Genomic DNA, 15,013 nt, shown 5'->3' with positions numbered 1-15,013 from the left:
GACAATGCCCGGAGAGATTGCCCGATCCCCCGGGTCCGGGACGCGATGGCGAGCGCACGGACCCGGGTCGCGAAGGAGTCCGGTGAAGAACAGCCTGACCCGCGGCGTCCTCGCCCTGGGGGTGGCCGTCGTGCTCGGGCCGGTCCTGGCCTCGTGCTCGACCGCCACGAACGGCGGCAGTGCCGGCGCGCGCGGCCAGGTGTCCGGCTGGGACGAGGACGCTACGCCGGCGAGCGTCAGCAAGCGGCCCGGCGTCGAGATCCCCGCGGCGGCCACCGACCGCCGGGCCGCCTACCAGAACGGCTTTCAGGATGACGGACTGCTGCCGGCGTTCTCCCTGTCCACCTCGGAGGTCGACGCGTTCGTCACCGGGCCGGCGCCCCAGGGCGAATTGACGCGGCGGGAGAAACCGCTCCGTAAGTCCGTCAAACCCACCACGCTGTTCCCCCACTTGGGCCTCGCGGAGCCCGAGACTCTCCCTGACGTTCAGGAGGGACAGATCCGCGCACCGTGCGAGGGCCGGCTGAACTCCCTTCAGATCGCGGTGCATCCGCTCGACGACCGGGCCGGCCGCGTCTACCTCAGGGGAGTCGGCTGACCCGTCCCTCCCCCGGCGCCCCGCCACCCGCGCCCTTACTCCCCGCGCCCGCGCCCCCGCTCAGTCCCCGCACACCGCCCCCGGCGGCACCGCCGCCGGTATCGCCTCGCGTTCCGCGTCCGTGAGGGTGCGGCGGCCGGTCACCGCGCACAGCGCGGCCGCCCATTCCCCGGGGTCCAGGCGTACCGGGATCATCTGGTCCTCGTCGTCGTACAGGACCGTCGAGCCGTCCGCCGAGACGGCCGGGAACGTCCCCGGGGTGGTGTTCGTCGCCGTTCCGAAGTCGAAGGATTCCGCGGCGGAGCGGCGTCCTGCCTCGTAGATCCGCACCTTTCCCGCGTCCGCCACCAGGAAGCGGCCCTCGCCGTCGGTGAACTCGCCGTCGATGAACTCGCCGGTGAATTCCCCGCCGGTCCCGCCTCCGCCCGCGCCGCTCATGGGTCCGAGTTCCCTGCGGGCCGGGTCGAGGCGCCACAGCTCCCAGTCGCCGCCCCGGCGGAAGACCGCCATGTACCGGCCCGTGGCGTCGATACGGAGGCCGGTCGCGTCCTCGCCGATCTCGACGCGGAGTTCCCTCACCTCGCGCCCGGTTCGGAGGTCCACGACATGCAGGGCGGTGTCGCCGAGCACCGCCACATGCGCCTCCCGGGGATGCGGCCAGGTGATCGCGGGCCCGCTGCCCGCCAGGTCCAGTTCCAGTTCCGCCAGGTCGATCCGGTGGAGGCGCCGCCCGCTCCTGGCGTCCCAGCGCTCGACGGTGGTGTGCGTGGTGACGAGCAGATGCCGGTCGTCGGTGAACATGAACAACGAGGGCTCGCCGATCTCCGCGGGGCTCAGGACGCTGACCTCGCGCAGGGACGGCACCTCCCGGATGACGATGTCGGAGTCCACCGGATCGGCCACCAACGCGCCGTCACGGCTGACCTTCAGGCTGTCCCGCGCTCCCAGGCCCGGCCGGTCCGCCGTGGCGTCCGTCGTGAATCCCCCGGCCACGGTGTGCGTCCGTATCAGCTCCGCGTCGCGCGACTTGCTGATCGCCGTGGCACCGTCCGGTGTCAGGGCCGTGCCCATGCCGTCCCGGTCGGCGGAGAGGAACTCCTGCACACCGGCGGACATTCCGGTCACGGTCACGCCGGCCGGATCGTAGCCCAGGAGAAAGAACCCGCTGTCCTCGCGGCTGTCCTCGCGCACCAGCCGGCCGTACGGGCGACGGCTCCCCGGAGCGGTGTCCGGCGCCCCGGCCCCCACCCGCGCCCCGATCGCGGCGACCGGTTTCCGCTGCTTCGTGTCGGCCAGCCGCATGACGTCGCCCACGAGATCGCTGACCGCGATGTACCGGCCCGTGCGGTCGATCGCCATTCTGTCCACGCAGGGACCGTCGCTCGCGAACCGGCCGGTCTCCGCGCCGTCCGCCACCCGCACCACCCGGTACAGCGCCTTCTCCGAGACGCCGGTGCCACGGCAGAAGACCACCGCGCTTCCGTCGCCGGACACTTCCACCCCGTTCACGTCGGACAGGACGGTACGCGGCGGGCGCGAGCCCTCGTACGCGCGGAGTGTGTACTCCCTGCCCGCCAGGGAGTCGCCGGTGTACGCCAGTACGGTGTCCCGGTCCGCCCCGAACCAGAGCGCCAGGAAATCGTGGCCCTCCGGAGGGCCGGCCCTGCGGACGACGGTGCCCCTGGCGAGATCCCAGATCACCAGGTCGTCGCTGACGACGGCGGCCACCCGGCTTCCGTCCGACGAGACCGCCGCCTGCCGGAAGGCCGAGCCACGGGTGGAGGCGATCGGGGCCGCGGATATCGTCCGGCCGTTCGCCACCAGCGTGTCCGTTTCCGCGCGGACCTGGTACCAGAGCAGCTTTCCGTTGGACGCGACGTAACCGGCGCCCTTCCCGTCCCGCGCGACCACCGGATGGGCCGCCTCCGCTTCCGCCGGGAGGTGGACCCGGCGGATCCGCCCGTCGTCGTCCCGTACGAACACAGTGGCCCGTCCCAGCACGGTCGTCGCCAGCACGACGCGCCCGTCCTCACTTGCGGCGACCTCACGCACCCTGCCCAGCGTCCCCGACATCAGCCAGCGCGCCCGCCCGTACGCGAGGTAGCTCTGCAGCAGGGCGTCGCGCGCGGATTCGGTGGGCGAGCGGCGGTACGCGGAGATCGCGAGCAGCGCCGACAGCGCGGGATCGGTGGCGCGCAGGTCCGTCGAAGTCGCCGCCATGGAGCGGGAGTCCGCCTCGGCGGCGCGCTCCTCCGTGACGCCCCTCTGGTAGACGAAGAGCGAGCCGAGCACCGCCGCCAGCGCCAGGACGGTGCCGAGGCCGGTGAACAGGCCGCGTCTGCGCAGGGTTCGCGTCCGCCACCGGTCGCGGCCCCGGCGCAGGAAGTCGCTGTCGGCCTCGCTCAGGTCCTCGCCGCGCTCACGCTCCCAGCGGCGCGCCGCCTCCAGGGCCGACGCGGCGGGCAGCAGATCCGGCGCGCGGCCGGTGGCCTCCCAGCGTTCGCGGTCGTGCCGGAGGCCCTCCCGCCAGGCGAGGAAGTCCCGGTCGCGTTCCACCCACGCGCCGAGCCGGTCCCACGCCCGGATCAGCGCCTCGTGGGCCAGTTCGACGGTCTCCCGCCGCTCGTCGTCGAGGCCGATGACCACCAGCCGTTCCCTGGCCAGCGCCTGGGCGAACGTCCACTCCGGCGCGCCCAGCTCCGCACGGGGCACGACGCGGCGCGTGGCCGCGGGGCCGCCGAGCGGCAGCCGGACCAGACGCGTGAACAGCCGCCGCGCCGTGTCCTCGTCGGCCCCCTCCGGCCGGCCCGGCCCGTCCGCCTGCCCCACCGCGCGCCGCCATACGGCCTCCGCCCGCTCGGCCGGCGCGCCGCTGACGCCGCCGAGTTCCTCGTACGCCCGGTGGGTGAGCAGACCGCCCCGCTGCCGCTCCCACAACTGGTCGAGAGTGAACTCCAGGAGCGGCAGCACGCCGTGCGCGTCGCCGCAGTCGGCGAGAATGCGCTGCTCCAAACCGTCCGCGTACGCGACGGACGCGATCGTCTCGACCGGCAGGACCACCGCCTGCCGCACCTGCTCCGCGGACATCGCGGGCAGGAGGAGGGACTTGCCCCGCAGGGCGCGTTCCAGACCGGGCCGCGCGCTGACGGCTTCCAGGAAGTCGGCGCGGAGGGTCGACAGCACGCGCAGCCCGGACGGCGGGTGTTCGGGGAAGAGCGCGGCGACGGCCTCGGCGGCGGTCCGGGCGGCGGGGCCGTTGTCGAGAAGTTCCTCCAGCTGGTCGACGACCACGACGAGACCGCGGGGACCGCCCATCCCGCGGGGACCGCCCGCCCCACGGAGACCACGCGCCCCGCGAGCGCGCCGCGTGACCGCACCGGGGCCACCCCTCGTACCCGGACCGCCCCCCGTACCCGGACCTCCGCCCAGGCCCGCGCCCCCGTCCGTCAGCTGCGCCAGGATCTCCCCCCAGCCGTGCACGGACAGCTCCGCCTCCACCACCCGGCTCTCCTCGCGCTGCGCGCTCCCCGTCAGTCCCGGCCGGGTGAGCCGCGTCAGCTCCATCGCGAGCGCGCCGAGCAGACCGGAAGGACCGCCGGGCCGTACGACGACGACGGCGTATCCGGCCTCCCGCAGCCGGGGCACCACACCCGCCCGCACCAGCGACGACTTCCCGCAGCCCGACGGGCCGAAGACGGTGACCACCGGGTGCTCGGCGACCAGCGCGGCGACCTCGGCGCTCTCCTCGTCCCTGCCGTGGAAGACCTCGCTGTCCGCCTCCTGGAACGCCGACAGGCCCCGGAACGGCGAGGGCGGCAGAACCACGTCCCGCAACGACGGTACGGCGAGCAGCAGTTCCGCGGTCGGGATGAGGAAGGCGGACGGCTGCTGGGGGTCGGCGGCGACCACCATGCCGACCACGGCGCCCAGCCGCTCGTCCCACACCGGTGCTCCGCTGAAGCCCCGGCTGATCGCGTGGTTGCTGCCCGCCGCCCGCTCGAACTGGAGCCAGCCGGCTCCCTGCCGCGCCCGCAGGACGCCCGCGTGCCACACCCCGTCGTCGTGGCGGGCCGGGAAGCCGAAGGTCCGCACGGGATGCCCCCATACGTCGTCCGCCTCGGCCATGCGCAGGGGTACGGAGCCGGGGATGGTGGTCCGCAGGCGCAGTACGGCGATGTCCCGGGCCCCGGACGGGCCGCCGTCGGGCCAGTACTCGACCGCAGCGGGAACGACCACGGGACCGGCCGCCGGACCGGCCGCCGGAACGACCACAGGACCGAGCGGCAGGTCCACCTCGACGGTCGCCCCGGGGGCCGGGCGCTCGTCCTCGTCCAGCCCGAGCGCGGAGGCGACGACATGGGCGCAGGTGACGGCCAGTTCCCCGGTCACGAGAAAGCCGGCACCGACAGCCGTACCGTCGGGATACCGGACCCTGAGCACCGCGGCGGCGAGCGGCTCGGGCGTACTCGGTATCTCGACCACGTACACCCAACTCCCTTGTACGGCTTGGCAGTTTATTGAGGATTTATTGAATGTTTGATTGCCCGCTCAGTATGGCGCGCGGACGTAACCCACGTGGAGCCCCAGGTCGAACACATGAGGAAGATGTGACATGACCGCGACGAAAAAGAAGCAGGGCCGGGGCAGGACCGATCAGGGCCCCAAGGGCTCGAAGCGCCTGAAACGCCTGAGGCGCCCGACAGGACCTGACAGAACCCGACAGACCTACGGCCGCGAGCCGTGCGGGCGCTCCCTGTCGGCCGAGTACAGGTGGCTGTCGCGGAACTGCTCCGCGCCCAGCGTCCGGCCGACCATGATGACCGCCGTCCGCACCACACCCGCGGCCTTCACCTGGCCGGCGATGTCGTCCAGCGTGCCGCGCAGCACCAGTTCGTCCGGGCGGCTGGCCATCGCCACCACCGCGGCCGGGCAGTCCGCCCCGTAATGCGGCAGCAGTTCGGCCACGACCCGGTCCACATACCGCGCGGCCAGATGCAGGACGAGCAGCGCGCCGCTCCGGCCGAGGGTCGCCAGGTCCTCGCCCTCCGGCATCGGGGTGGCCCGCTGGGCGATCCGCGTGAGGATCACCGTCTGGCCCACCGTCGGAATCGTCAGCTCACGCTTCAGCGCGGCGGCCGCCGCCGCGAACGCCGGTACGCCCGGCACCACTTCGTACGGCACGCCCGCCGCGTCCAGCCGGCGCATCTGCTCCGCGACCGCGCTGAAGACCGACGGGTCGCCGGAGTGCAGCCGGGCGACGTCGTGGCCCTCCTCGTGCGCCCGGACCAGCTCGGCCGTGATCCCGTCCAGGTCCATCTGCGCGGTGTCGACGAGGCGCGCGTCCGGCGGGCACTCGGCCAGCAGCTCGCGCGGCACGAGGCTGCCCGCGTACAGGCACACGCGGCAGGCGGCCAGCCTGCGGGCGCCGCGCACCGTGATCAGATCGGCGGCGCCGGGACCTGCGCCGATGAAGTACACCGTCATCGTTCTTCTCCTGCCGAGGGAACCCCTACCGAAGGGCTGAAGGAACGCCTGCCGAAGGAACGCCCTCCGAGGGGTCCCGCGGAGGCCGGTCCTTCGTGACCGCCCACTGTGTGACCGGCATGGCCTGCCGCCAGCCGGTGAAACCGCCCACCGGGACGGCGTGCGCGACGGCCAGCCGTACGAGGTCCCCGCCCAGGCGGCGGTACCACTCGGCCAGCAGCGCCTCGGACTCCAGCGTCACCGTGTTCGCGACCAGCCTGCCGCCCGCGGGCAGCGCGTCCCAGCAGCTCTCCAGCAGCCCCGGCACGGTCAGCCCGCCGCCGATGAACACCGCGTCGGGCACCGGCAGTCCGGCCAGCGCGCCGGGCGCCCCGCCGGGGACGACGCGCAGCCCGGGGACGCCGAGCGCCCGCGCGTTGCGGCCGATACGTTCCGCCCGCGCCGGATCGCGCTCGACCGAGACGGCGCGGCAGGACCGGTGCGTACGCATCCACTCGACGGCGATCGAGCCCGACCCGCCGCCGATGTCCCAGAGCAGCTCGCCGGGCGCGGGCGCGAGCGCGGCCAGGGTCGCGGCGCGCACATGCCGTTTGGTGAGCTGGCCGTCGTGTTCGTACGCGGAGTCCGGCAGGCCGGGTACGGCGCCGAGGCGCGGCGCGCCGGGCGCGCGGCGGCACTCGACCGCCACGACGTTGAGCGGGTCACCGGCGGGCTCGGCCCACTCCTGGGCGAGGCCGTCGGTACGCCGTTCCCGTTCCCCGCCGCCGAGTTGTTCGAGGACGTGCATACGGCTCGGCCCGAAACCCCGGTCCCGCAACAGCGCCGCCACCTCGGCCGGGGTCGCCGCCCCGGCGCTGAGCACGAGCACCCGGCGGCCGTCGTACAGGGCGGCGGCGAGTCGCTCGACGGGGCGGCCGACGAGCGTGACCACCTCCGTGTCCTCCACCGGCCAGCCGAGCCGGGCGCACGCGTACGAGACGGACGACGGATGCGGCAGCACGCGCAGCGCCCCGGCCTGCTGGGCATAAGTCCGCAGGGCGTCGCCCGGCTGGGCGTCGGCCCGCTGCGCGTCGCCACGCCGGGCATCGGTCCGCAGGGCATCGGTGCCGAGGGTCACGGACAGGACCTCGGACAGGGTCCGCCCGATCCCGTGGAACATCGGGTCCCCACTGGCCAGTACGGCGACCCGGCGCCCGGCGTGGGCGGCGAGCAGGCCGGGAACGGCGGGCCGCAGCGGCGACGGCCACGGCACCCGCTCACCCGCGCACTCCTCGGGGAGCAGGGCCAGTTGCCGGGGGCCGCCGATGAGTACGTCCGCCTCGCGCAGCGCGGCCCGCGAGGCACCGGGCAGCCCGGCCCAGCCGTCGGCGCCGATCCCGACGACCGTCAAAGGCACAGGCGCAGGCACAGGCACAGGCACCGGCGCAGGCACGCGGGGCGCGGTGGGCCCTATCGGCCCCGTGGGCGCGGATGGCTGGGCGGGGGTCACTGCCGTACACCTCTGAACTGGGGGAAGACCGAGTCCGCACTCTACTGGCCGCCCTCCGGAAGAGATGCGGGTGACCCATCCGTATGGAACCTTGAGGTGACGGCAATGGCCGCGGACCGGCACCGGCCCGCGGCCCCTCTCCTCCCCGAGGGAGCGCCCCATGACGGCCAAGAGGGCACTTGCTACCGGATGGACGGTCTTCGCCGCGGTTCTCATGATCTTCGGCGGCGCGATGACGGTCCTGGCGGGCATCTCCGCCATCGCCAGGGACGACATCTTCCTGGCGACGAGGAACTACGTGTTCTCGTTCAGCCTGATGGGCTGGGGATGGGTGCATCTCATCATCGGCGCCATCATCTTCATCGCGGGCTGCGCGCTGCTGCGGGGCGCGGTGTGGGCACGCGTGGTGGGTGTGATCCTGGCGGGTCTCGGCGCGGTCTCGAACTTCCTCTGGATCCCGCGCTATCCGCTCTGGGCCCTCGTGCTCCTCGCCGTGGATCTCTTCATCATCTGGGCGCTGTGCGCGGGCGACCGGCGCCGCTCGGACAGATGAGAGTAAGGCGCGGGACGAGCGGGATGCGCGGGACGAGACCGAGGACCGTTCACGGGCCCGGTGGGGCGATGCCCGCCAGCAGCGCCCGTACGGTCTCCCGCGCGAAATCCGCCTCGCTCTGCGGACGCAGCGTGCCCTCCGGGGGATCCGGGGCGAAGAACAGGTCCAGAAAGGCCCGGTGGAAGCACGCGCCGACGAGCAGCAGCGCCGCCGCGTCCGGGTCGATGTCCCGGGACACCCGGCCCAGCTCCTGTTCCGCCGCGAGATACCCGGCCACGGACCGGCTCACCTCGTGCGGCCCAGAGCCGTCGAGTCCGAGCCGCTTGCGGTGGGCCGCGAGCAGGTCGGGGCTGGCGAAGAGGGACCCCGCCATCGGGAACGTTCCCCGGTAGAACCGCACCCCGACCCTGGCCACCTCCTCCAGATGACCGGCCACCTCCCCCTCGCCCACGCGCCCGGGGAGCCGCGCCAGCGCGTCCGTGAAGCGCGGCGCGCGCTCGTGCAGGACGCTGACGAAGATCTCCTCCTTGTCGCGGAAGTGCTTGTAGAGCGCGGCTTCCGAGCAGCCCGCCTCCCTCGCGATCTCCTTGGTCGTCGTGCGCGTCAGCCCCACGGTGCCCATCAGCCGCGCGGCGGCGTCGAGGATCCGCGAGCGCGTGAGGGCGCCACCGCTCAGGGGCGGCGCGGTCGCTTCTCGGTTCGTACCCGTACCCGTCATGCCCGCCAGCCTACTTTGACAAGTGAGTGAACGCTCACCCACTATGGGTGGTAAGCGTTCACTCACCCCCGGAGGGGTTATGAAAATCGCTGTGCTGGGAGCCACGGGCGGCGTCGGACGGCAGCTCGTCCGTCACGCTCTCGCGGACGGACACAAGGTCTCGGCGGCGGTACGGGACCCGGCCAAACTGCGGACGGAGCACGGGAGTCTGACGGTCGTACGCGCCGACGCCCTCGACGCGGCCTCCCTGACCGAGGTCGTCGACGGGGCCGACGCGGTGCTGTCGGGGATGGGCCAGGCAGGCCGGCACGACCCGCTCAAGCCCGCTTCGACCTCGGCGCGGGCCGCGATCGAGGCGATGGCCGCGACCGGGGTGCGGCGGATCGTCGTGGTGAGCGCGGCGCCGCTGAACCGCTCGGGGACCGGTCAGCCGTGGCTGGCGCGCCGGGTGCTGCTGCCCGGGATGTGGCTGGCGCTCAAGGAGCTGTACACGGATCTCGAACTGATGGAGACGATCCTGCGCGAGAGCGGGCTCGACTGGACGTCGGTACGGCCGCCCCGGCTGACGGACGCCGACGGCAGGGGCACCTACCGGCACGCGGTGGAGGCGGGCCCGGCCGCCAACGCGATCGCCCGCGCGGACGTGGCCCGCGCCATGCTGGACTTCGTCACGGACCGGGCGACGTTCGGACACGCGGTCGGCGTCAGCGACTGACGTACGGACGGACGCGCGACCGGACGGGCGGGCGGGCGGGACGGACGCGCGGGCGGGACGGACGCGCGACGGTGGCCGGCGCGGCGACCGACCGAAGACCGGACAGCGGAGACCGAAGTCCGGGGATCCGGAGACCGGACCGGCGTCCCATCAACGACCGGGGACCGGCCCGCGCGTCACACGCGGGCCGGTCCCGGTTCAGCCGATGGCCGGGCCGGTGATTCCGCCGATGGCGCGGGCGCCGCTTCAGCCGGCGGTACGCACCGACGTGGCAGCGCTGTCGTCGACCGCCGCCGCGGCCGCCGCGGCCTCCGCTGCCTGCCGCGGCCGGAGCGCCCGCTCCGCCAGCGCCCCGAAGATCAGCCCGAAGGCCGTCCACAGCAGCGCCTGTACGCCGATCGACGCCAGCCGGAATTCCCAGAGCAGGGCAGCCGGGAAGGAGGCCGGAACGGCATCGGAGTTGCCGGGCAGGACAAGACAGGCCACCACCACGGCGACGACGTAACCGCCACCGGCGGCAGCCGCCGCGTTCCAGTTGCCCAGACGCGGCGCGAGCCGTCGTCCCGCGATGACCGCGACGACGGCCAGCAGGACGCTCAGCAGGATCATCAGGAAGAACAGCGTGGTGCGCTTACCGATGGTGTCCGGGTTGCCGACCGCGGGCGGGGCCGCCGGATACTTCAGGAACGGCACCAGATAGACGGTGACGAAGGCGGCCCCCGCGAGCAGGGCCGCGGTCGCCTTCGGACCGAAGCGGCCGATCCTGCCGAGGCAGCCGGCGAAGACCAGCGAGGCGATCCCACCCAGGGCCACCCCGTACACCAGGACGCCGGTGGCCAGCCCGAAGGTCGACTGCACCGGCCGGCTGACCAGCTCTTCCTCCTCTTCTTCCGTGCCTTGTGGATGCTCTCCCCCGCCGTGCTGATGCGCGGGCGCCGAGCGGGCCTCCTCCTGAGCGATGGAGTCCCGTACCGAGGGCTCACCCGCCACGTAGGCCAGCACGAACGCGCAGAGTCCGGCGAGCAGGCCCGCGATCATGCCGCGGACCAGGAGGTTTCTGACGGTGGACGCGTGCATGTGCGTGTTCTCCGTCGGTCGTCAGTGGCAGGGGAAGCCGAGGAGATGACGGCCGTCGTGCACCCACTCGTGCACCTCCGCACCGGAGAACACCGAGGTGGCGCCCTGCTCCGCGCCGACGAAGTACAGCAGCACCAGCATCAGGGTGCCCACGAACACGGCCCACGGCAGCACCGCGCGGAGCGGGAGCGGGGTGACAGCCGTACCGGTGGCACCGGTGGTACCGGTGGACGAAACGGTCGGGGGTGCTATGGACTGCGCCATGGCACAACCTCCTTGCGGGAACTCGCGTCCCATTCAGTGGAGCTCGAACGACGGCGTCCGGGTCTGACTCACCGGGGCCCCCGCCGCGCTGTACGCGGCCGGCGCCCGGCTTACAGTGGCGCGACCGTGCCGGATTCCCACCGGACTTCCGTTCCGCCGTCGTGATTGCGACGTGAAGGTACCGCGATACGGCAGACCGGCCAAGAGGACCTCTTTCCGGAACCTGATCTGCCGACCCGGCAGGACCGAGCCAGAACCAGGCAGCGAGGACCGTATGACCACCCGCCTCATGCTCGTCTCACCGGCCATGAACCCGGCCTTGCGCGAGGCCCGCTTCCCGCACACCGATGACCCGGCCGCGACCGCCGCCGGAGCGGCCACCGGACCTGCCACCGGAGCAGGCACCGGAGCAGGCGCCGGAGCAGGCGCCCGGCCGAGCACCGGACCGGGCGGCGAGCCCCGTACCGAAACCGGCGCCGGACCGGGCGCCCGATCCGGCGGCGACGCGCTGGACGCCCTCGGGCTGCGGCAGGCCGAAGCCGTACGGGAGCACTTCCCCGCCACCGCCATCGCATACGTCTCCCCCTCCCCCCGCTGCCGTCGCACCGCCGAGGCCCTCGGCCTGCACGCGAAGCCGCTGCCCGCCCTCGCCCCCTGCGCGATGGGCCGCTGGCAGGGCAGGACCCTCGACGAAGTGGCCGCCGCGGAACCGGACGCGCTCGCCTCCTGGCTGTCGGACCCCGCGTCCGCCCCGCACGGCGGCGAATCCCTGCTGGAGCTGCTCGCCCGCACCGCCCACTGGCTCGACGCCCTCGGCGAAGGCGCGGCGAGCGACGACGCACCGGCCGACGGCGCCACGGGCGGGAGCGCCACGCCCCCCAGCCCCACGACCCCCAGCGCCACGCCCCCCAGCCCCAGCCCCAGCCCCAGCCCCAGGGCCACCGACGGCCGCCTCATAGCCGTCGTCGAACCCGACATCGTCCGCGCCTGCGCGGTCCACGCCCTGGGCGCACCACCCGCGGCCTTCTGGCGTATCGACGTACGCCCCCTCACCGCCACCGAACTCAGCGGGCGGGCCGGCCGCTGGAACCTGCTCAGCGGCCGCCCGCTCCACAGCACCGCCCCCTGAGACACCCGCCGGAACACGCCCGGACCCGGTACCGACAACGGGCCCACGCCCATTCGCCTTGTGAAGACCGGCGGTGTAGGTATAGGTACATGGCCCGACATATGGGTCGATCCTGGGCTCGGGCCTTGTCTGCCCGCTCCGGCCGGCGCCCACGGAGTCGGCGGCGTGAGCACCCGCGCACGGCAGACGGGCTGCGACGATGGATCCAGCGCCGGGCCCCTCGGTTGCCGCAGGGGTGGCGTCGTCCGTCATGGCTGAACGTCCGCACGCTCGCCGGACAGGTCTTCATCCTGCAACTGGTCATCGTGCTGCTGCTGATCGGATCCTCGCTGGTCTCACTGCTCCTGGTGTCCCGGCACGACACCGAGCAGGAGGCGCGCAACCGCTGTCTCTCCGTCGCCACCGCGTTCGCGAACTCGCCGGGAATCGCGCCCGCCCTGCGGGCACCCGACCCCAGCGCGATCCTCCAGCCACGGGCCGAGGCGGTCCGCAAAGCCTCCATGGTCGACTTCGTCGTCGTACTGAACACGAAGGGCATCCGGCTCACGCACCCCAACCCCGCGCGCATCGGGGAGCACTTCATCGGCACCATCGGGCCGTCGCTGAAGGGCCGCACCATCACCGAGATCGTCCCGGGGACCCTCGGCCCCTCCGTACGGGCGGTCACCCCCGTCAGGGACGCGAACGGGAAAGTGGCCGGCCTCGTGTCGGCCGGGATCACCATCAACAAGGTGAACAGCCTCGCCAACCGCGAGGTCCCGATCGTCCTGGCCGCCGCCGCCGCGTCGCTCGCCCTCGCCACCGGCGGCACCGCGCTGGTGAGCGGCAGGCTGCGCCGTCAGACCCACGGCCTGGAGCCCGTCGAGATGGCGCGCATGTACGAGCACCACGACGCGGTGCTGCATGTCGTACGCGAAGGGGTGCTCATCCTCGACGGCGACGGCCGGCTGGTGCTCGCCAACGACGAGGCGCACCGTCTCCTCGATCTGCCCCCGCGACCGGAGGGCCGCGCCGTCACCGATCTCGGCCTGGATCCGCAGATGGCCGCCCTGCTGGCCTCGGGCCGCGCCGCCAGCGACGAGGTGCTGGCGACCGGAGAACGGCTGATCGCGGTGAACAACCGCTCCACGGACCGTGACGGAGGCCCGCCGGGCAGCGTGGCCACCCTCCGCGACTCCACCGAGCTGCGCGCGCTCACGGGCCGGGCGGAAGTGGCGCAGAAGCGCCTCAAGCTGCTGTACGACGCGGGCGTGGAGATCGGCACCACCCTGGATGTGACCCGGACCGCCGAGGAGCTGGCGCGGGTGGCGGTTCCGCGGTTCGCGGACTTCGTCACCGTGGACCTGGCGGAGGCCATCCTGCGTGGTGAGGACCCCGCGGGGGTCACCGCCGTCTCCGAACTGCGCCGTACGGCCGTGGTCGGCGTCCGCGACGACCACCCGCTCTACCCGCTGGGCGAGCGGTTCACGTTCCGTGCGTCCACCCCGCAGGCACGGAGCCTGCGGAGCGGGCGCGGCACCGTCGAGCCCGATCTCGGCGTGTCGGCCGGCTGGCAGGCCCAGGACCCCGAGCACACCGCCCGGGTCATCGCGTACGGCATCAGCTCCCTCGTCACGAGCCCGCTGCGCGCGCGGGGCGTGCTCCTCGGGGTCGTCAATTTCTGGCGTACGGGGCAGCGGGACCCCTTCGAGGAGGACGACGTCTCCCTCGCCGAGGAGCTGGCCAACCACGCGTCGGTGTGCATCGACAACGCGCGCCGCTACACCCGCGAGCACGCCATGGCGGAGACGCTCCAGCGCAGCCTGCTCCCCCAGGTGCTGCCGGAGCAGAACGCCCTCGACGTCGCCTACCGGTATCTGCCCGCGGAGTCGGGGGTGGGCGGCGACTGGTTCGATGTCATCCCGCTGCCCGGCGCCCGCGTGGCCCTGGTGGTGGGTGATGTCGTCGGACACGGCCTGCTCGCGGCGGCGACGATGGGCCGGCTGCGTACGGCGGTCCACAACTTCTCGACGCTCGACCTGCCGCCCGACGAGATCCTCACCCACCTGGACGATCTGATCACCCGCATCGACCACGACGAGGGCATCGCGGGCGGCGGCGCCGTGATCACGGGCGCGACCTGTCTCTACGCGATCTACGACCCGGTGACCCGGCTCTGCTCCATGGCCCGCGCCGGCCATCCGCCGCCCGCGCTGGTCGGCACGGACGGCAGCGTGGAGTTCCTCGATCTGCCGGCCGGGACTCCGCTGGGGCTCGGTGGCCTGCCGTTCGAGACGGTGGAGATGCGCCTGCCCGAGTTCAGCCATCTGGTGCTGTACACCGACGGGCTCATCGAGGACCGCGACCGGGAGATCGACGAAGGGCTCCACATGCTGCGCGCCGCGCTGTCCCACCCGCACCGGGCCCCGGAGGAGACCTGCTCCGCGGTGCTCGAAGCGCTGCTGCCCGACCGCCCGAGCGACGACATCGCGCTCATCGTCGCCCGTACCCGCGTGCTCGAACCCGACCGGATCGCGGAGTGGGAGGTGCCCTCCCATCCCTCGGAGGTGTCCCGGCTGCGCGCCGCCGTGGCCCGGCAGCTGGCGGAGTGGGGGCTGGCCGAGGTGGCGTACTCGACCGAACTGATCCTCAGCGAGCTGATCACCAACGCCATCCGCTACGCCCTCGGGCCGGTCAAGGTGCGGCTTCTCCGCGACCGCACCCTGATCTGCGAGGTCTCCGACTCCAGCAGCACCTCGCCGCATCTCAGATACGCGAAGGCCACCGACGAGGGGGGCCGGGGCCTGTTCCTCGTCGCGCAGTTCACGGAACGCTGGGGCACCCGCTACACCGCGGAGGGCAAGGTCATCTGGGCCGAGCAGGCACTGCCGTCGGACGACGGACCCGCCGCGGAAGGCTGACAGCTGCCGGCCGGCCACTGAGCCGACACGCGGAGAGCTGGAGAGAGCTGACGACGACACGGACGCCACGACAGGCCACGGACGGG

The 15,013-nt window shown here is 73.4% G+C and carries 11 protein-coding genes; 5 read left to right on the top strand and 6 right to left on the bottom strand.

The features are described from left to right. The first annotated feature begins 82 nt into the window (after window positions 1-82). Window positions 83-598, top strand: coding sequence for a hypothetical protein (locus tag ACZ7LS_RS33200; RefSeq protein WP_385134565.1), 516 nt, complete (start codon window positions 83-85; stop codon window positions 596-598). Window positions 599-658: 60 nt separating this feature from the next. Here the strand turns inward: ACZ7LS_RS33200 and ACZ7LS_RS33195 are convergent, their stop codons facing one another. The 3 genes from ACZ7LS_RS33195 to cbiT form a co-directional block, all read right to left on the bottom strand. Beyond that, on the bottom strand, window positions 659-5,080 hold the full coding sequence (locus ACZ7LS_RS33195; RefSeq protein WP_385134564.1) for an nSTAND1 domain-containing NTPase: 4,422 nt from the start codon (window positions 5,078-5,080) through the stop codon (window positions 659-661). 243 nt (window positions 5,081-5,323) lie between these two features. Continuing rightward, complete coding sequence (cobM, locus tag ACZ7LS_RS33190; protein ID WP_382525663.1) at window positions 5,324-6,082, bottom strand: precorrin-4 C(11)-methyltransferase; 759 nt, start codon at window positions 6,080-6,082, stop codon at window positions 5,324-5,326. 25 nt (window positions 6,083-6,107) lie between these two features. Continuing rightward, window positions 6,108-7,472, bottom strand: coding sequence for a precorrin-6Y C5,15-methyltransferase (decarboxylating) subunit CbiT (gene cbiT / locus ACZ7LS_RS33185; RefSeq protein WP_385134563.1), 1,365 nt, complete (start codon window positions 7,470-7,472; stop codon window positions 6,108-6,110). Window positions 7,473-7,731: 259 nt separating this feature from the next. On the opposite strand from cbiT, the gene ACZ7LS_RS33180 reads away from it, so the two are divergent. After that, window positions 7,732-8,124 carry a DUF7144 family membrane protein gene (locus ACZ7LS_RS33180; protein ID WP_382525659.1) on the top strand — a complete coding sequence of 131 codons (393 nt, stop codon included), beginning with the start codon at window positions 7,732-7,734 and terminating at the stop codon, window positions 8,122-8,124. Window positions 8,125-8,173: 49 nt separating this feature from the next. On the opposite strand, the gene ACZ7LS_RS33175 is transcribed toward ACZ7LS_RS33180, so the two are convergent. Beyond that, the gene (locus ACZ7LS_RS33175) at window positions 8,174-8,842 is read right to left on the bottom strand and encodes a TetR/AcrR family transcriptional regulator (RefSeq protein WP_385134561.1); all 669 of its coding nucleotides are present in this window, start codon (window positions 8,840-8,842) and stop codon (window positions 8,174-8,176) included. Window positions 8,843-8,921: 79 nt separating this feature from the next. Here ACZ7LS_RS33175 and ACZ7LS_RS33170 point away from each other — a divergent pair, with 79 nt between their 5' ends. Next, entirely contained in the window at window positions 8,922-9,557 is a 636-nt protein-coding gene (locus tag ACZ7LS_RS33170) for an NAD(P)-dependent oxidoreductase (protein ID WP_382872284.1), read from the top strand. A 246-nt stretch (window positions 9,558-9,803) separates the two neighbouring features. On the opposite strand, the gene ACZ7LS_RS33165 is transcribed toward ACZ7LS_RS33170, so the two are convergent. Then, window positions 9,804-10,634 carry a CbtA family protein gene (locus ACZ7LS_RS33165; RefSeq protein ID WP_382671761.1) on the bottom strand — a complete coding sequence of 277 codons (831 nt, stop codon included), beginning with the start codon at window positions 10,632-10,634 and terminating at the stop codon, window positions 9,804-9,806. Window positions 10,635-10,655: 21 nt separating this feature from the next. Next, the gene (locus tag ACZ7LS_RS33160) at window positions 10,656-10,898 is read right to left on the bottom strand and encodes a CbtB domain-containing protein (protein ID WP_382671765.1); all 243 of its coding nucleotides are present in this window, start codon (window positions 10,896-10,898) and stop codon (window positions 10,656-10,658) included. Between the two features lie 274 nt (window positions 10,899-11,172). On the opposite strand from ACZ7LS_RS33160, the gene ACZ7LS_RS33155 reads away from it, so the two are divergent. Together ACZ7LS_RS33155 and ACZ7LS_RS33150 are read left to right on the top strand one after the other, a co-directional pair. Continuing rightward, window positions 11,173-12,027, top strand: a complete 855-nt coding sequence (locus ACZ7LS_RS33155; RefSeq protein WP_385134560.1) for a histidine phosphatase family protein — start codon at window positions 11,173-11,175, stop codon at window positions 12,025-12,027. Window positions 12,028-12,116: 89 nt separating this feature from the next. Next, entirely contained in the window at window positions 12,117-14,927 is a 2,811-nt protein-coding gene (locus tag ACZ7LS_RS33150; protein ID WP_385134558.1) for a SpoIIE family protein phosphatase, read from the top strand. Window positions 14,928-15,013: the final 86 nt, after the last annotated feature.

This window comes from Streptomyces sp. NPDC039430 (assembly GCF_055639435.1).
Note: the sequence above shows the minus strand (reverse complement) of the source record. Positions and strands in the feature narration are given on the sequence as shown.